Source organism: Phreatobacter sp. (assembly GCF_016793595.1).
Lineage (GTDB): Bacteria > Pseudomonadota > Alphaproteobacteria > Rhizobiales > Phreatobacteraceae > Phreatobacter.
On the sequence record NZ_JAEULY010000004.1, the window covers coordinates 1,086,320 to 1,103,965 of the forward strand.

General features: G+C 67.5%; 14 protein-coding genes and 1 riboswitch. Of the genes, 7 read left to right on the forward strand and 7 right to left on the reverse strand.

Annotated features, from left to right (window positions below; all coding sequences use genetic code 11):
- The first annotated feature begins 3 nt into the window (after positions 1 to 3).
- Positions 4 to 639 carry a flavin reductase family protein gene (locus JNK84_RS09415; protein ID WP_293423300.1) on the forward strand — a complete coding sequence of 212 codons (636 nt, stop codon included), beginning with the start codon at positions 4 to 6 and terminating at the stop codon, positions 637 to 639.
- Between the two features lie 2 nt (positions 640 to 641).
- On the opposite strand, the gene JNK84_RS09420 is transcribed toward JNK84_RS09415, so the two are convergent.
- Complete coding sequence (locus tag JNK84_RS09420; protein ID WP_293423302.1) at positions 642 to 4,205, reverse strand: PAS-domain containing protein; 3,564 nt, start codon at positions 4,203 to 4,205, stop codon at positions 642 to 644.
- A 9-nt stretch (positions 4,206 to 4,214) separates the two neighbouring features.
- Here JNK84_RS09420 and JNK84_RS09425 point away from each other — a divergent pair, with 9 nt between their 5' ends.
- The 6 genes from JNK84_RS09425 to JNK84_RS09450 all read left to right on the forward strand — a co-directional run bounded on the left by JNK84_RS09425 (position 4,215) and on the right by JNK84_RS09450 (position 10,574).
- Positions 4,215 to 4,406 (forward strand): hypothetical protein, encoded by a 192-nt coding sequence (locus JNK84_RS09425; protein ID WP_293423304.1) that lies wholly within the window; start codon positions 4,215 to 4,217, stop codon positions 4,404 to 4,406.
- Between the two features lie 107 nt (positions 4,407 to 4,513).
- Positions 4,514 to 4,729: riboswitch (cobalamin riboswitch) on the forward strand.
- Positions 4,730 to 4,761: 32 nt separating this feature from the next.
- On the forward strand, positions 4,762 to 6,930 hold the full coding sequence (locus JNK84_RS09430; RefSeq protein ID WP_293423306.1) for a TonB-dependent receptor: 2,169 nt from the start codon (positions 4,762 to 4,764) through the stop codon (positions 6,928 to 6,930).
- Positions 6,930 to 7,811 (forward strand): ABC transporter substrate-binding protein, encoded by an 882-nt coding sequence (locus JNK84_RS09435; protein ID WP_293423308.1) that lies wholly within the window; start codon positions 6,930 to 6,932, stop codon positions 7,809 to 7,811. Before JNK84_RS09430 ends, JNK84_RS09435 begins: the two co-directional genes overlap by 1 nt.
- On the forward strand, positions 7,808 to 8,791 hold the full coding sequence (locus JNK84_RS09440; protein ID WP_293423310.1) for a FecCD family ABC transporter permease: 984 nt from the start codon (positions 7,808 to 7,810) through the stop codon (positions 8,789 to 8,791). Before JNK84_RS09435 ends, JNK84_RS09440 begins: the two co-directional genes overlap by 4 nt.
- Positions 8,788 to 9,543, forward strand: a complete 756-nt coding sequence (locus JNK84_RS09445) for an ABC transporter ATP-binding protein (protein ID WP_293423311.1) — start codon at positions 8,788 to 8,790, stop codon at positions 9,541 to 9,543. The genes JNK84_RS09440 and JNK84_RS09445 overlap by 4 nt, the downstream gene beginning before the upstream one ends.
- On the forward strand, positions 9,540 to 10,574 hold the full coding sequence (locus tag JNK84_RS09450) for an LLM class flavin-dependent oxidoreductase (protein ID WP_293423313.1): 1,035 nt from the start codon (positions 9,540 to 9,542) through the stop codon (positions 10,572 to 10,574). Before JNK84_RS09445 ends, JNK84_RS09450 begins: the two co-directional genes overlap by 4 nt.
- Here the strand turns inward: JNK84_RS09450 and JNK84_RS09455 are convergent.
- The 6 genes from JNK84_RS09455 to JNK84_RS09480 all read right to left on the reverse strand — a co-directional run bounded on the left by JNK84_RS09455 (position 10,571) and on the right by JNK84_RS09480 (position 17,498).
- Positions 10,571 to 11,938: an amidohydrolase family protein gene (locus JNK84_RS09455; RefSeq protein WP_293423315.1), complete on the reverse strand. Its 1,368-nt coding sequence runs from the start codon at positions 11,936 to 11,938 to the stop codon at positions 10,571 to 10,573. The genes JNK84_RS09450 and JNK84_RS09455 overlap by 4 nt on opposite strands.
- A gap of 4 nt (positions 11,939 to 11,942) precedes the next feature.
- Complete coding sequence (locus tag JNK84_RS09460; RefSeq protein WP_293423317.1) at positions 11,943 to 13,316, reverse strand: amidohydrolase family protein; 1,374 nt, start codon at positions 13,314 to 13,316, stop codon at positions 11,943 to 11,945.
- A 4-nt stretch (positions 13,317 to 13,320) separates the two neighbouring features.
- Entirely contained in the window at positions 13,321 to 14,694 is a 1,374-nt protein-coding gene (locus JNK84_RS09465) for an amidohydrolase family protein (RefSeq protein WP_293423319.1), read from the reverse strand.
- A gap of 62 nt (positions 14,695 to 14,756) precedes the next feature.
- Positions 14,757 to 15,581 (reverse strand): ABC transporter permease, encoded by an 825-nt coding sequence (locus JNK84_RS09470; protein WP_293423321.1) that lies wholly within the window; start codon positions 15,579 to 15,581, stop codon positions 14,757 to 14,759.
- A 12-nt stretch (positions 15,582 to 15,593) separates the two neighbouring features.
- Positions 15,594 to 16,394, reverse strand: a complete 801-nt coding sequence (locus tag JNK84_RS09475) for an ABC transporter ATP-binding protein (protein ID WP_293423323.1) — start codon at positions 16,392 to 16,394, stop codon at positions 15,594 to 15,596.
- A 45-nt stretch (positions 16,395 to 16,439) separates the two neighbouring features.
- Positions 16,440 to 17,498, reverse strand: coding sequence for an ABC transporter substrate-binding protein (locus JNK84_RS09480; protein WP_293423325.1), 1,059 nt, complete (start codon positions 17,496 to 17,498; stop codon positions 16,440 to 16,442).
- Positions 17,499 to 17,646: the final 148 nt, after the last annotated feature.

A 17,646-nucleotide genomic window follows, 5' to 3' on the forward strand; every position in this document is an offset into this window, starting at 1 on the left:
CCGATGCGTTCCATCGCGCTCGACAGCCTGCCCCATGACCGCGTGTACAAGATCCTGTGCTCGCTGGTGGTGCCCCGACCGATCGCGCTGGTCTCGACGCTTGGCCCCGGCGGCATCGTCAACGCCGCACCCTTCTCGTTCTTCAACGTGTTCTCGGAAGCGCCGCCGCTGGTCGTCCTCGGCCTGCAGCACCGGGCCGACCATTCGCCGAAGGACACCACCGTCAACATCCGCGCGAATGGCGAGTTCGTCGTCAATCTCGTCGACGAGCCGCTCGCCGACGCGATGAACCTCTGCGCGACCGATTTTCCGGCCGAAATATCCGAGCTCGCCGCGATCGGCCTGACCGCCGCCGCCTCGCTCAAGGTCGCCCCGCCCCGGGTCGCGGAAGCGCCCGCCGCGCTGGAATGCGTGCGCGAACTGTCGCTGAATTTCGGCCCGCAGCGGGAGCTGCTGATCGGCCGGGTGTTGCATGTCCATGTCCGCGAGGACGTGATGGACGAGCGGTTCAATGTCGATATCGATGCCTACAAGCCGATCGGCCGTCTGTTCGGCAACCTCTACTCGCACCAGCAGGACGTGTTCGCGCTCGAACGCGTGAGCCATGCCAGCTGGCAGACGCGCAAGGCCGCGGAGTAGCGTCAGGCGGCCACGATCTCGCCGGCGGCACTCTGCGCCTCGGTCTCCAGACTGGCGATCAGGGCTTCGAGCTGTGCTGCGGGGCGCGGCGCGCTGATCAGATAGCCCTGTACTTCCGTACAGCCGCAATGGCGCACGACGGCGAGTTGCTCGGCGGTCTCGACGCCTTCGGCGGTGGTATCGACATTGAGGCTCGCGCCCAGCCCCGCCATCGCGCGGACAATGGCGGCGTTGTCGCGGTTCCGGTCGAGATCGGCGATGAAGGACCGGTCGATCTTGATCTTGTCGAACGGGAACGAGCGCAGGTAGCTGAGCGAGGAATAGCCGACGCCGAAATCGTCCATCGCGATACGGATGCCGTGCGCGCGCAGCTCGTGCAGCATGGCGATGGTGACGTCGTCGTTCTGCAGCAGAACCGCCTCGGTGATCTCCAGTTCGAGACGAGCGGGAGCAAGGCCCGTCTCGGCCAGCGTCTCCATGACGAAACGGACGAGCCGGCGGTTCTTGAACTGCACCGGCGAAAGGTTGACGGCGACCTTCAGCGGCGCAGGCCAGCGTGCTGCCTCGCGGCAGGCCTCGCGCAGAACCCATTCGCCGATCGGCAGGATCAGTCCGGTCTCCTCGGCGAGCGGGATGAAATCGGCGGGCGAGACCGGTCCGCGGGCGATCTGGTTCCAGCGCAGCAGGGCCTCGAAGCCCGAGAGCGCGCCGCTCTGCGCACGCACCTGCGGCTGGAAGGCGAGCGAGAACTCGCCGGCCGAGAGCGCCTGCCGAAGGTCGAGCTCCAGTTCCCGCCGCGCCTGAAGCCGGCGGCTCATGTCCGGTTCGAAGAAGCGGAACATGCCGCGCCCCTCCGACTTGGCGCGGTAGAGCGCGAGGTCGGCGCATTTCAGCAGATGGTCGCCCGCCGTGCCGTCTTCCGGCGCGACCGCGATGCCGACCGACAGGCCGGTATTGATCAGATGCCCGTCGATGACGAAGGGATCGGTCATGGTCCGCACGAGGCGCCGGGCCAGCGTCTCCGCCGACTGCGCCGTGGCCGAGCGGAGCAGGATTGCGAACTCGTCGCCGCCGAGCCGCGCCAGCATGCCGGTGCGGCCGACCACCTTGGCGAGGCGATCGGCGACGGCTGTGAGGAGCTGATCGCCGATGGGATGGCCGAGCGTATCGTTGACCGCCTTGAAGTGATCGAGGTCGAGGCAGAGCAGCGCCAGCGGCTCGCCGGTCGCCTCGGTCTCGAGCAGCCCCTCCGCCATGCGTTCGCGGAACAGGACGCGGTTCGGCAGGTCCGTCAGCGCGTCGTGATGCGCCATATGCGCGATATGCTGTTCGGCCTTGCGGCGCTGGGTCACGTCCTCGTGGACTGCCACCCAGCCGCCGTGCTCCATCGGATGGTACAGAACCTCGATGATGCGCCCATCGGCGAGTTGCCGGTGCGACAGGTACTGGCCTGCCGCGAGGCGCTCGAAATAGCCCGCGACGATGTCCTCCGCCGTGACACCGCGATAGTTGCCGCGCGCCACGCTGTGCTCGACGATGGCCAGCATTGTCGAGCCGGGCCGCACGATGTCGGACGCCATGCCGTACATGTCGAGGTAGCGGCTGTTGCAGACGATGAGGTTCAGGTCGGCGTCGAGCATGGCGAGGCCGTGGGCCATATTGTTGAGCGCGGCGTCGAAGCGGCGATGCTGCTCGCGCAGCGCTTCCGCGGCGCGTTCCTGCGCCGTGATATCGTCGAAGGTCGTGACCCAGCCGCCGTTGGCCATGGGTTCGGCACGCATCTCGATGATGCGCCCATCCGCTAGCGTGCGATGAAGCGTCGAATCCCTGTTCTCGACCAGACGCTCGATGAACTCGCGATAGACGGCATCGGCATCCCAGCCTTCCTCGTGGATGCCTTCGCGCACGCTGTTGCGAACGAGCTCGATCAGCGGCGTGCCGGGCAACGCTTCATGCTCGCTGAGACCATAGATTTCGAGGTAGCGGCGGTTGCGCACGACGACGCGGAAATCCTCGTCGTAGACGCAAAGCCCCTGGGCCATGTTGCCGAGGGTGGCGTCCATGACGAGGTTCTGATGGTGAAGGCGCGCCATCGTCTCGGCCTGAACGGCGGCGGCGCAACGCTCCTCGGTAACATCCTCGAACATGCCCAGCCAGCCGCCGCCATCCATCTGGCGCAGGGTGCAGGCGATCGTCCGCCCGTCGGCCAACGGCTGGTCGTAGCTCTGCACACCGCCACGGGCGAGGATGGACATCCGCCGGTCGTAGAGTTCCTGCGCGGTGGAGTGGGGATAATTGCCGTTGGCGATGCCGTGTTCGAACATCTCCATCAGTGTGACGCCGGGCCGCGCGACGGCGGGGTCCGAGCCGAACAGGGAGATGTAGTCCGCGTTGCAGACGATCAGCCGGTTGCCGGCGTCGAACATGCAGAGGCCCTGCGACATGGCGTTGAGCGCCGTGTCGAAACGCTTGTGCTGCTCGCGCAGCTCCAGCGCTGCCCGCTCCTGATCGGTAACGTCCTCGCAGGTGAAGACCCAGCCGCCATCCGGCATGGGACGGGATCGCGCCGCCATCAGCCGGCCGTCCGGCAGAACGCGAAGACCATGGTCGCCGCCACCGGCGATGCGCAGACGCGAGGCGGCCAGAACCTCGTCCAGCAGCAGGTCGGGATAGTGACCGAGGCTGATCGCATGGGCGAGGATGTCGCGGAACGTCGTGCCGGTGCGCACGATGGCCGGCTCGAAGCCGAACAGGTCGATGTACTGCGTGTTGCAGATGATCAGCCGCTCGTCGGCATCGAACATGGCGAGGCCGTGGCTCATGTTGGCGAGCGCCTGACCGAAGCGGCGATGCTGTTCGCCGAGCGCCTCGGTCGCTTTCACGCGCGCGGTCACGTCCTCGCAGGTGAAGACCCACCCGCCCCCGGGCATGGGCCGGCGGCAGACCGACAGGCGGCACGTGCCGGTGAGTTCGACGACGCCCGTGTACTCGGCCCCGGTCAGCCTCCAGGCGCGGGCATCGGCAACGACCTGATCCAGCGTCTGTCCCGAATAGAAGCCGCGCTCCAGCGCGTGGGCGAGCACGTCGATGAGATGGATGCCGGGGCGGATGATGGCCGGGTCATAGCCGAACAGGCTCATATACTGCGCATTGCAGACGATCAGCCGCTCGTCGTCGTCGAACATGGCGAGGCCGTGGCTCATATTGTCGAGCGCCTGCCCGAAGCGGCCAGCCTGGGCCCGCAATTCAACCTCGAGCCGATGCTGCGCCGTGATGTCCTGGTGAGTCGCGACCCAGCCGCCGTCGCCCGTGGGCCGGTAGCTGATCGAGATCACCCGGCCGTCGCGAAAGCGCTCGTAGCGCACGAAGGGCTCGCCGCGCGCGATCAGGACCCGCCGGCCCCGCCACGCCTCGTCGAGAGTCATGCCGCCGAGCCGATCCATGGCAGCGCTGTAGCGCAGCAAATCCAGCATCGTGGCGCCGGGCCGGACCATCTCCTCCGGCATGTCGAACAGATCGCGCATCCGGCGATTCGACAGGCGGATGACCAGCTGCGCGTCGAACACGCAGAGTCCATGCTCGACCGCATCGAGCGCAATCGCCTGCAGCGTGGCCTGCGGCGTTTCGTCCGTCCCCTCAAGGCCGTCGCCGCTTACCCGCAGCGCCGTGATGCTTCTCTCAGCCAAAGTGAAACCGCCGAAATGCCGACGCCGACGGCGAAGATTACCGGCGATAGCAACAACGCATGGTTAATGCCGGTAGCATGACCTGTCCGTGCGCTCGCGGCGGCAGACGTGAGTCTGCTCACTTGCGATATATGTAATAATATTACATAAATGAGATCGGCGGGTTTGCGGTGGCGCGCGATTCCTGCTTTGGTGCCTTCATCTTCGGTGCTCCCGTCAATGGGAGTGAAACGGGAATGCGGTGCGCGCCTCCGGGCGCAATGCCGCGGCTGCCCCCGCAACTGTAAGCGGCGAGCGCTCCTCGAACGAACCACTGGCAAGGGACCCACAGTCCACGGCCGGGAAGGATCGGGAGAGCGCGTCGACCCGCGAGCCAGGAGACCGGCCGGAGATCGAGTGAACCCCAAGCCGGCGGTGGGCCGGAAGGAGCTAACTGATGCCTCGTCTCCCGATGCCGGGCCGCGTGCCCGCGCTCGTCTCCCTTCTGTCTGCCGCGGTGGCCAGCCCCCTGTCGGCCCAACCCGCCGCGCCGCCTGCGACCCTGCTCGACGAGATCGTCGTGACCTCCACCGGGCGGCCCGAGCCGCGCAGCCGGATCACCGGCACGGTGCAGGTCATCGAGGGCGAGCGGATCGCCCGCTCGCAGGCGCGCTCCGTCACCGATCTGCTGGCCGAGAATGCCGTCGGCTTCTTCTCCGAATGGACCCCCGGACAGACCTCCATCAACATCCGGGGCGGCTCGTCGGACGGCCAGGGCAAGGACTTTCGCAGCCAGGTTCTGGTGCTGATCAACGGCCGCCGCGCCGGCACCGCCAACATCTCCAAGCTCTCGCCGGCCGACGTGGACCGCATCGAAGTGATCCGCGGCCCTGCCTCGGTCATCTACGGCTCCGGCGCGATGGGCGGCGTCATCAACATCATCCTGAAGAATGGCCGCAACACGCAGGGCAATTTCGCGGAACTGTCGGGCGGCTCGTGGGGTCTTCTCTCGGGACGCGGCCACATGGCAGGGCAGCAGGGCGGCAGCGACTTCTATATCGGCCTGTCCGGCGCGCGGCGCGACAGCTATTCGTCGGGTGCCGGCGGCGGGCTGATGGGCAATACCCAGTACCAGCGCCTCGGCATCACCGGCGCATTCGGCCACCAGATCAACGAGTTCAACCGGGTCGACGTCACGGTGCGCTCGGACGGCATCTACGATGCCGGCTTCCGCGGTTCGTCGTGGAGCACGTTCAACCGCGACCAGCGCACCAATGCCTCGTTCGACTTCGTCTATTCCGGACGCACGGCGACGGACTTCGCGCGCTGGACCTCGCACAGCTATCTCGTCGAGGACCAGGACATCTTCCGCTGGGCCTCGCGCGCGGGCGGGACGCGGCTCGACATCAATCGCCGCCACCTCTCCATCATGGGCACGAAGTTCGAGCCGATCTTCAATCTGCTGCCCGGCAACGAACTCCTGCTCGGCATCAATCTGGAGCGGAGCTGGCTGCGCTCGGCGCGCTATCGCGAGGCGATCACTCCGCCCTACACCATGCCGCAGGTGGCGCCGCAGGATGCCAACCAGACCGACTCGCTGATGGCCTTCTACGCGGAGAACAGCCAGCGCCTGTGGGACGACCGCGTCGTGCTGCGCGCCGGCCTGCGCCACACCCGCGGCTCGACGAGCTTCGACCCGACGCCGAATCTCGCCAACCAGTCGACGGGATCGCGGCCCTACAGCGCGACCACATATACGGTGGGCGGCACGCTCCGCGCGACGGAAAACCTCTCGTTTCGCTCGGGCGTCGCCACCGGCTTCCGCGCGCCGACGGCGACGGAGCTCGCCGGCGACTACACCGTGCTCGCGGGCGGCCAGATTTTCGGTAATCCGGGCCTCAGACCCGAAACCAGCCGGCAATACGAGATCGGCACCACCTTCTCGTGGAACGGATTGAGCATCGACGCGGCGCTGTTCCAGAACACAATCTCGCACCGGATCATCTCGCGGCGGCGGGCCGGGCCGCTGAACATCTCGGACTACGTCAACAATCCCGGCGATATCGTCATTCGCGGCGTCGAGGTTCAGGCGAGCCTCGATGTGCTGCGCGCGGTCGCCGCCCAGCCGAACGGCTGGCACTGGTCGCTCTTCGCCAATGGCGGCTACAATTTCGACATGCGCGATTTCGGTGCCGCTCCGACCGCCAATTCCCGCCAGGTGCAGCGGGCCTACAAGTATCAGGTCGCCGTCGGCACCCGGTTCGGCCAGCGCACCGGCGTCGCCATGCCGTGGAGCTTCTCGGTGACCGGCATCCTGCGCGGGCCCATCTGGTACGACACGGAGGAGACGCTGGTGGCGGGTGCCGAACCTTCGACCAGCTTCATCCATCAGAAGCCGGCCTTCTGGGTCTGGAACGCGCGGCTGGAGGCCGAACTTCGCCCCGGCCTGACCGGATTCGTGGCGATGAACAACATGTTCAACGTCAACCAGCACGCACTGTTCATCGCGCTGGACCGGTCGCCGTTCATCGGCAGCCCCACCGTGTCCAACACCAACGGCATCGGCAATCCCGGCAATTCGATGCCGGGCCGGGAGCTGGTGGCCGGTTTGCAGGCGCGGTTCTGATGCGTATCGGCGCGGCCGCCACTCTCCTTCTCGCGCTTGCGGCCCCGGCCGCGGGCGAGCCGGTGACGGTGGCCGACGCCCTCGGGCGGCAGGTGACGCTGGAGCGCCCGCCGCAGCGGCTGGTGACGATCTTCGCCTCCAACACGGAACTGGCGGCTGCGGTCGGGCTCGCCGACCGCATCGTCGGCATCGAGAGTTTCACGCGCTTTCCGCCGGAGGTTGTCGGCCGCCCGCAGGTCGGCGGACGCCTTGGCTTCTCGGTGGACCGCGTGGTGCGCCAGCGGCCCGACCTCGTCGTCGTGACGCCGGCGCGGCAGGCGGTGCATCAGCTCGTCGATCCCATGGAGCGGCTGGGCATCCCGATCATCGTGGTCACGCATCGCAGCGTGGACGAGGTCTTCGCCAACATCCGCCTCGTCGCTAGGGCGGCAGGCGTCGAGGCGCGGGGCGACGCGGTGGCTGGCACGCTTCAGGCTCGCCTCGATGCGGTCACGCGCCGCCTGACCGGGCGCGAGCGGCCGCGTGTCGTGATGATCACCGGCCGCGTCGCGACGGGGCTGATGCTCATCGCGCGGCCCGGCAGCTACACTGCGGACGCCATGGTCGCGGCCGGCGCGCGGCTCGCCTTCGACCAGCCTCAGATGCTGCCGCAAGTGTCACCCGAGGCGATCCTGCGCTCCGATCCCGACATCGTGCTGTTCGCCGGCTCCGAGACCGACCGGCGGGAACTCTTCTCCCGGCCCGGCTGGCAGCATCTGCGTGCCCTGCGCGAGAACAGGGTACTGACCGTCTCCCGCGCAGAGTTCCTCATTCCCGGCCCCCGCGTGGTCGATGGCATAGAGAAGCTCGCGGCCGTGCTGCATCCGGACGCGCCGCGATGATCCGTGTCTGGACGACGCTCGCGGCGCTGCTGGTCGTCGCTATCCTTCTCGGGCTCGCCGCCGGCCACGACTGGGCCGGTCCGACCGAGATTGTTCGCGCGCTCAGCGGCGACCTATCGCTCGACAGCCGGCTCATCGCCGACTGGCGGCTGCCGCGCGTGCTGGCGGCGGCCGGCGTCGGCGCGCTGCTCGGCCTCGGAGGCTGCCTGTTCCAGGGCCTGTTCCGCAACCCGCTGGCAGAGCCCTATCTGCTCGGCTCGGCGGGGGGAGCCGCCATCGGCGCGACGGTCGCGCTGCTCGTGCCGCTCGGCATCCCGCAGCACTGGCTCCTGCCGGTGCTCGCCTTTCTCGGCGCCTGGGGCGCGACGCTGCTGGTGCTCGGCGTCTCGCGCGTCGCAGGCGCGGTGGACGCAGCCGGCCTGCTGCTCGCCGGCGTCGCGGTCGCCGCCGTGCTCGGCGCCTTGCGCTCCTTCCTGATGCTGGCTTTGTCCGACGAGACGGTGAGCCTGCAGGTGGTGCTGAGCTGGACGCTCGGCGGCATCCAGACACCGGGCTGGGGCGGGCTCGCACTGCTCGGCCTGCTCACCCTCGCCTGCTTCCTGGTGGCGCAGCGAACGGCGCGCGGGCTCGACCTTCTCGGCCTTGGCGAGGCCATGGCCCATGGCTTCGGCCTCGACGTGAAGCGCTTCGTGGCGCTCGCCGTGCTGGTCGGCGCGGCTGTCGTGGCGGTAGCGGTGTCCTTTGGCGGGCTCGTCGCCTTTGTCGGCCTCGCGGCGCCCCACATCGCGCGCTGGCTGGTCGGGCCGCGCCACGGGCGGCTGATCCCCGCATCCGGCCTCGTCGGCGCCATCGTCGTCGTGCTGGCGGATGCCATAGCCCGTTCCGCCCTGCCGCCGGCCGAAGTGCCGCTCGGCCTCATAACGGCAGTCGCGGGCGGGCCGTTCTTCCTGATCCTGCTCGCGCGGAGGCTGAGGGCATGAGCCGGATCGACGCGACGGGGCTCCTACTCCAGCGAGGTTCCAAGATGGTTCTCGACGGCGTCGATTTCGACGCCGGTCCGACAGGAGCCATCGCCGTGGTCGGGCCCAATGGCGCGGGCAAGTCGAGCCTCGCCAAGATCCTCGCCGGGCTGATCACCGACCATGCGGGCACCGCGCGCATTGCCGGCCGCCCCGTCGCCTCGCTCACGGGTCCGGAGCGCACCGCGCTGATCGGCTACGTTCCACAGAGCTTTCATCCGCATTGGGACATCACGCCGCGCATGCTGGTCGAGATGGGCGCGGAGCGCAGCACGACGGCCGATGCCGCAGCGATCACGGCTGTGCTCGCGGCCCGGGAGATCGGCCCGATCGCCGACCGTCGCTGGTCGGCGCTGTCGGGCGGCGAGCAGGCGCGCGCGCTGCTGGCCTCCGTCGAGGTGACCGACCCGCCAATCCTGATCGCCGACGAACCGGGCGCGAGCCTCGACATCCGCCACCGGATCGACCTCGTGCGCGGCTTCGCCGCGCGCGGGCGCGAGCGGCTGGTCATCGTCGTGCTGCATGACATCGAACTCGCGACCACATGGTTCGAGCGGGTGGTGGTGATGGATCAGGGCCGCGTCGCCGCCGACCTGCCGAGCGCGGAACTCGCCGGCAGCGATGTGCTGCCCCGCGTGTTTCGCGTTCCCTTCGAGACCGTCACCGTGGACGGCGTTGCCATCGCGCGACCGGCATCCGGGCGGCACGCATGAGCGCGCCGATCCGCATCGACCTTGCCGGCTGGACGCGGGAGGCGACCTTCGGCGACCACCGCGCCTTCCTGTCGATCTTCGAGGAGGCCGACCGCCTCGGCTTCGACGGCGTCTGGTTCAACGAGTTCCATTTCATGGACCCGCCGATCCCCTATCCGTCCACGCACCTGCTGGCCGCCGCGATCTTCGCGCGTACGGAAAGGCTGCGGGTGGGTTCCTCGGTGCTGGTCCTGCCGATCCACCATCCGCTGATGCTCGCGGAGGAAATCGCCCAGCTCGACGGCCAAAGCGGCGGGCGGCTCGATATCGGGGTCGGGCGCGGCACCTCGGCCGATACCTTCGCCTCGCTCGGCATCCCGCATGCCGAGGCGCGGCGGCGGTTCGAAGCCTCGCTGCGCATCATCCGCGCGGCGCTGACGAAGGGCCGCGTCACCTCCAACGAGGGGCCGTGGCGGTTCCCCGAAACGGTCATCGGGCCGGGTCCCGCGCAGCGACCGCATCCCCCGATCTATGTCGCGGGCTCGACCGCCGAGACGCTCGACTTCGCGCTCACGGAAGACCTGCCGCTGCTGCTCAGCCTCGAGCCGCCGGAAGGCCGCCAGCTCGCCATCTACAGGTCGCTGCTGGAACGGAGCGGCAGGCACGGCGCGCTCGGCCGTTCGACGCTGGCGCGCTACGTCAATGTCGCGCCGAACGCGGCGGCGGCGGAAGCCGCGCTCGACGGCCTGCTCGATGCGCTGCACGTGCGCCGGCTGCATTTCGCGGCCCTGCGCGGCGAGAAGCCGGAGCATGTGAAGCGGCCCGACCGCGAGACCGTGCTGCGGGACCAGTTCGTCCACGGCACGCCCGAGGCTTGCGTCGCGCAGATCCGGCGGCTGGCGGACGGCACGGGCATCCGGCATCTGCGCTGCATCTTCAACGGCAACGGCGTGCTGTCGAACGCGACGACGCTCGCCGCCATGCGCCTGTTCGCAGGCGAGGTTCTGCCGGCGCTGCAGGAGCATCCACCGCTTCGGGCGGTGGGGGATTAGGCGCCGAGGGAGCGCGCCAGCGGCCAGCCAGCCTCGGCCGCAAGGCGCGCGGCGGATTCGGCAAGGCGCTCACCCTCGAGCCGGCGCTGGCCTTCGTCGAACAGCAGCCGCCCGCCGCGCTTCCTGATCTCGCCCCCGACCATCACCGTGTCGACATTGCCGACATGGGCCTGTTCGACGATGGAGAAGACGGGGTCGTGGACCGGGAACAGGTTGAGGTCGCCCGCGCGCAGCATGACGATATCGGCCTTGAGGCCGGGCGCGAGGCGGCCGATGGCCTTGTCCATCATCAGCGCCTTCGCGCCTGCCGTCGTCGCCCAGCCGAGCGCCGTGCGCGAGGGGATCATCGCGTCCTGTCGCTTCGCCCTCAGGCCCTCGTTGCGGGCGAAGAGCAATGCAGTCTGCATCTCGCGCCAGAGATCGCCGGCGACCATCGCCTCGACATCGACGCCGATGGAGGGCTGGTGGCCGCGATCCATGACCTTCCGCAGCACGGAGTCGGTCGGGTAGTCGTGGAACTCGTTGGTGGTCGTCGCGGTGATCGTGCAGCCGGCGTCGAGAAGGCGGTGAACTTCGTCCGCCGTCAGATGATTGCAGTGGACGAGGTTGTGGTCAGGCCCGAGCAGGCTCATGGCGGCAAGACGGTCGTAGCCGTCTGGCGTGACCGCATTCGCATGGCTGCGCGTGACATGCGAGGAGGCGACGAGGCCGAGGTCGCGGGCAAGCCGCACATTGTGCAGCGAGGCTTCCCAGTCGGCCCAGTGCGGCCCGGCGATGCCGAGCGCCAGCGTGACGAGGCCCGGCCTCGCGAAGCGGCTTTTCATCAGCGCCTCGACCCGCTCGCGGGGATGCAGGCGGCGCGACGGCATGGCGCCGGGCACAGCCGGTTCGCGCAGGCCGTCGCCGTGGATGAACACAGCGCGGATGCCGGCATCGACGAGCGCATCGACGGAGCGCTCCGCCTGTTCCAGCGAACGGAGATTGTGGGAATAGTCGGCGAGCGTGGTGACGCCCTGATCGAGCTGGTTCAGCGCGCCGAACAGCGTGCCGAGATAGTTGTCCTCCGGTCCAAATCGGACGGCGGCATTACCATAGAAATTACGGAAATAGTCCGGGCCCAGCCACTCCGAGCCGACCGCGCGAAAGCCGGCCTGGAACGTATGCAGATGCATGTTGATCAGGCCCGGCATGACGATCATGTCCGAGGCATCGATCAGCTCGTCATGCGGCAGGTCGAGCCGCTGCCCGACCGCCTCGACGGCATCACCGGCGACGAGAATATCCGCGCCCTTCAGCGTGCCGAGCCCGTCATCCCCGGTGACGAGCCAGCCGCAGCGAATGAGCCTGCGCGTGACCGTCGCCATGCTCCTATCTCCCGAAAGGCAAGTAACCTGCCTCGTCCATGATGCGATCAACCGAGATGGCAAGCTCCGCCATGCGCTGGCGGCGCACGGCGTCCGGGAAGACCAGCTTGCCGTCCTTTTTCCTGACGACGCCGTCGATCAGCACAGTGTGGACATTGCCCTGATTCGCCTGTTCGACGATGGAGAGCACGGGGTCGTGGACCGGGAACAGGTTGAGGTCGCTGCCGTCGAGCAGGACGATGTCGGCCTTCTTGCCCGGCGACAGCGTGCCGATGCGATCGGCGAGGCCGAGGGCCTCCGCGCCGCCGATGGTCGCCCAGGCCAGTGCCTCGCGCGAGCGGATCGGCACGACCGAGAAGGCCGGCTTCTTGTCCCGCGCATTCTCGCGCTGGCAGACGGAGAGCGCGTAGAGCAGCGCGATCTGCATCTCGCGGAACATTTCGCCGGAGACGCGCGGCTCGACATCGACGCCAAGCGAGCAGGTGCCGCCGAGCGCCTTGACGCGGCCGACGAGCGGATCCCCCGCATAGCCGCGCAGCTCCGTCTGCACCGTGGCGCAGAAGGTGACGCCCACATCGAACAGGCGCTTCAATTCGTCGTCGGAGAGGTAGTTGCCGTGGACGACGCTGTGATCCGCGCCGACAAGCCCTTCCTCGATAAGCGGGTAATAGCCGCGCGGATCGACAGCCAGCTCCGGCCGCTTGGTGGCATGGGTCGAGGAGCGCAGGCCCATCTCGCGCGCGAGACGCAGATTGATCCGCGTCGGCTCCATCTCGGCCCAGTGCGGGCCTGCAACGCCGAGCGCCATGGTGACAAGCGCGCCGTCATCGGCAAGGCGCTTGCGGATGTGGGTCACGCGCTCGCGCGGATTGATACGCTTCTCGAAGGGCTCGATCTTCTCGCGGTCGGGCGGCAGCTTGCCCGCGCCCATGGTGAAGACAGCGCGGATACTGGCATCCTGAAGCGCGTCGATGGAGCGTTCGGCCTGCTCGGTCGAGGTGATGTTGTGGCAGTAGTCGTTGAGGGTCGTGCAGCCGCCGTCGATCTGGTTCAGCGCGCCGATGAGGTTGCCGAGATAGTTGTCCTCGGGGCCGTATTGCGTGGCCATGCCGCCATGCAGGTACTTGAAATATTCGCCATGCGCCCATTCGCAGCCGATGGCCCGGAGGCCCGTCTGCCAGGTGTGCATGTGGGCGTTGACGAGGCCGGGCATGGCGATCATGGCCGGCGCGTCGATCACCTCGTCGGCAGCGCCGCCGAGGTTCTTGCCAATGGCGACGATGCGGTCGCCCTCGATCAGGATCTCGGCGTCCTTCAGGTCGCCGATGGCCGGATCCATCGAAACGATCCAGCCGCATTTGATAAGTTTGGTCGCCATCGCGTCAGGCCGCCTTCAGCGTGAAATTGCCGGCGCGCATGATGCGCTCGATGGAGGCGAGAAGCTCCGCCTTGCGCTTCGCCAGCACGTCGTCGCGGAACACGCGCTTGCCGCCCTCTTTCCTGATCACGCCGTCGATGATGACGGTGTCGACATTGCCGCCATGGGCCTGGTCGGTGATCGACAGAAGGGGATCGTGGACCGGGAACAGGTTCAGGTCGTTCGCCCGGAGCATGACGATATCGGCCTTCTTGCCGGGCGTGATCGAACCGATCTGGTCTTCCATGCCCATGGCGCGGGCATTGCCGATGGTCGCCCACATCAGCGCCTCGCGCGACCTGATCGGAATCGACTGGAACGGCGGATTGCCGGCCGCCTGATTGTCGCGCAGCGAGGCCCAGCGGGCGTGCAACAGCGCCGCCTGCATCTCGCGGAACATCTCGCCAGTGACGATCGGCTCGACGTCGATGCCGATGGACGGCATGCCGCCGAACTTCTTCACCCGCAGCGTGACCGGCTCGGCCGCATGGCCATGCAGCTCGACCAGCACCGTGGCGGTGATCGAGGCGCCGGCCTCCACGAGCGGTTGAAGCTCCTCGTCCTCGATGTAGTTGCCGTGGACGAGGTTGTGGTCGGGGCCGATGAGGCCGGCCTTGACCAGCTTGCCATAGCCGCCGGGCGCGACCTGATCCGGAATCTTGCGAGTCGCGTGCGAGGTCGACATGAGCCCCAGCTCGCGGGCGAGTTTCAGGTCCTGTTCGGCGACCTCGTGGGTGCCCCAATGGGGACCGAGGATCGCCATGGAAAGGGTCACAAGCTGGTCGTCGGAGGTGAAGCGTCCTTTGCGCAACGCTTCGATCCGATCGCGCGGATGCGGGACGTGGGTATAGGGCAATTCGCCGGGCCGGGTCGGCGGCTTGGCGGTGCCGTGCGCGAAGAGGGCGCGGATGCCGGATTCCTCCAACCCGTCCACCGAACGTTCGGCGTGCTCCAGCGAGATGATGTTGTGACACCAGTCCCAGATGGTGGTGACGCCGCCGTCGATCTGGCCGAGCGCGCCGATCAGGTTGCCGATGTAGTTGTCCTCGGGGCCGTAATGGGTCGCGAGATTGGCGTGGATGTTCTTGTGGTAGTCCGGCCCCAGCCATTCCGAGCCGATGGCGCGAAGGCCCGCCTGCCAGGTGTGGATATGGGCGTCGATCAGGCCCGGCATGACGATCTTGTCGCGGGCGTCGATCACCTCGTCGGCATCGGCCTCGATGCCCTTGCCGGCGGCGACGATGCGGCTGCCCTCGATCAGGATGCGCGCGTTCTTGTGATCGCCGACCTTGTCGTCCATCGAGACGAGCCAGCCGCACTCGATCAGGGTCCGTTTCATGGGGGATTCTCCCGGGCCGCCATGCAGCCCTCTATCCAATTGGTCGGATCAGCGGGCGCGGATCAGTTGGCGCGCCAGCGGTTGACGAGGCCGCCGAGCCGGTCCTGCCCCTTGGTCAGCAGGATGCCGAGCACGGCGAGCAGCAGCAGGATCGCGAAGACCTGGCCAGTCTCCAGCACCTGACCGGCCGCTTGAAGCTTGGCGCCAAGACCGTAGCGCGCCGTCTGCATCTCGGCTGCCACAACGAGGATGATCGAGATGCCGAGCGCGAGGCGCAGGCCGCCGAAAATGGCCGGGATCGCCGCCGGCAGCACGACCTTGCGCTGGATCTGGACGGTGCTGGCGCCGAGATCGCGAGCCGCGAGGATCAGGCCCTCGTCGCACTGGCGCACGCCGATGATCGTATTGACGAGGATCGGGAAGATGCAGCCGAGCGCTGACAGAGCGATCTGGAACGAGTTGCCAGTGCCGAGCCAGATCACCAGCAGCGGCACGAGGGCGATCTTCGGCACGGGGTAGAGCGCGGCGACGAAGATGTCGGCGATGGCGTAGATGCGCTTGGACATGCCCATCAGCAGGCCGAGGCCGATGCCGATGAACGCGGCCAAGAAGAAGCCGCCGAAGATGCGGTAAAGCGTCAGGCCGAGGTCGTAGACGAGGCCCTTGGTCGCGAACAGCTCGTAGAGCGTAACGACCACGACGGAGGGACGCGGCAGGAACAGTTCGGGGATCGAGCCGAACATGACGGAGACTTCCCAGAACACCAGGAAGCAGGCCATGGCGACCGGGCCATACCACCAGGTGTCGTCGCGCAGCCGCTCGTCGGCGACCGGCGGGGATGCGGGCTTGTCAGCCTGGAAAGCGATCGATCGGTTCACGTCGGTCATGTTCGCAAGCCTTCAGTTCATCATCGACTTGCGGACTTCGTCGCGCAGCAGTCCGTAGATTTCCGAGAACAGCTCGCCGAAGCGCTTGTCGTTCTGCACGTCGATGCCGCGCGGGCGCGGCAGGTCGACATCGAGGCTGGCGGCGATCTTGCCGGGCCGGGCGGTCATCACCACCACATGGTCACCGAGGAAGATCGCCTCCTCGATGGAATGGGTGATGAGGATGACGGTCTTGGCGCTCTTCTCGACGAGGGCCGAGAGTTGTTCCTGCAGGTAGAGGCGCGTCTGCGCGTCCAGCGCGCCGAAGGGCTCGTCCAGGAACAGGATATCCGGCGACATCACCATGCCGCGGGCAAGGCCGACGCGCTGCTTCATGCCGCCCGAGAGCTGGCCGGGATAATGGTTCTCGAAGCCGGAGAGCTCGACCGCCTTGATCGCTTCCATCGCCTTCTCGCGGCGCTCGGCCGTCGGGACGCCCTGCAGTTCCATGCCGAAGCCGACATTGTCGACCACACTCCGCCACGGCAGCAGGTTGAACGACTGCCAGACGGTCGCCATGCGCGGAGCTTCGCCCGGTGTCAGGGCGCCAGCGCCGTTCCCGTAGAGGAACTTCACGTCACCCTGGCTCGCCTTGACGAGGCCGCGCATGATGAGGAGGAGCGTCGACTTTCCGCAGCCCGACGGCCCGACGATGGAGGTCACCTTGCCGGCCGGAAACCGGCAGGTCACGTCGGTGAGGGCTGTGGTCGGCGGCCGCGTCCTGGACAGGAAGCGGTGCGACAGACCCTCGATGGAAATTGCCTCGAACTGCATCGTGAAGACGCGCCTCCCAGCGCGATAAGGAATCTGCCGCGGGGATCAGATGAAGGGGTTCTTGTCGTCGAGGCGCTTCTTCGCCTCGCGGATGGCGCGGTCGTCGAAGATCTGGTTCTCCGGCACCATGCGCTGCAGGAGATCGGTCTTCTCGTGCCAGAACTTCTGCTGTCCCAGGATGGACGGCATGTTCGGCAGTCCGTCGACGGTCATGTAGGTCCAGCGCTGACGCGTGGAGTTGATGACTTCCGGCGTCAGGCCCGTGCCTTCGGCCATGATCTTGAGAACTTCCGGATTGCCAGTGCGAGCGGCATCCATGAAGTCGATATTGCCCTGCATGATCGCCATGGAGAAGCGGACCGCCGCAGAGTGCCTCTCGCGCAGGAATTTCTCGCTGGCGACCGAGCAGGCCAGCACGAAATCAGGGGCGATTTCGTCGCTCCAGGTGGCGATCTTGCCGACGCCGCGGTTCTGGGCGGCATAGGCGCCCGGCAGTGGCATGTTGAGGATGTCGATACGGTTCTGCTGCATCAGCGGCAGGCTGACCTGCGGCGACATGCCCCAGTTCCAGTCGGCGTCCTCGAACTTCAGGCCGGCGCGCTCGAGGCCGACCGTATGCAGGTAGTGGGCAACGCTGCCGCGCGAGGAAATGCCGATCTTGGCGCCCTTGGCGAGCTTGTAGCCATCGACGGTGCGGAAGCCCTTCTCCCACATCTCGTTGGAGACCATGATCGAGTTCGAGCCCCAGCCCGGCGCTTCGCGGCCGCGCTCGAAAAAGAGGCGCAGGCCCGCCCCCTTCGACATCAGGTTGAACAGGCCGGCCGAGAGCGTCGCACCGGTGATGTCGAGTTCGCCCGCGGCGAGCGCCGGCATCGACAGGGAGCCATCGACGTGGCTGGTCGGGACTATCTCGATGTTCAGTTTCTTGAAGTAGCCTTTGGCCTGGGCGATGTAGTAGGGGCCTGCCGAAATATAGGGCGCAAAGCCCATGCGGATGCGCGCGGGCTCCATGAAATCGGTCTGCGCCATGACCTGCGGCGCCGTGAGGAAAGTGGCGCCCGCTGCCGATGCCTGAACGAATCCGCGCCTCGTGAACGTCGTCATGTCCATTCTCCCCATTCTGTCGCCCATAGGTCGATGACCCATCATGCAAACGATTGCATAGAATTGCAATGCATCGTTTCGACCCGAGCCTTGCGTCTGCTGCAGTCAAGCAAATCGCGGACCGGGCGCCGTGCGGGGCAGTAACGGA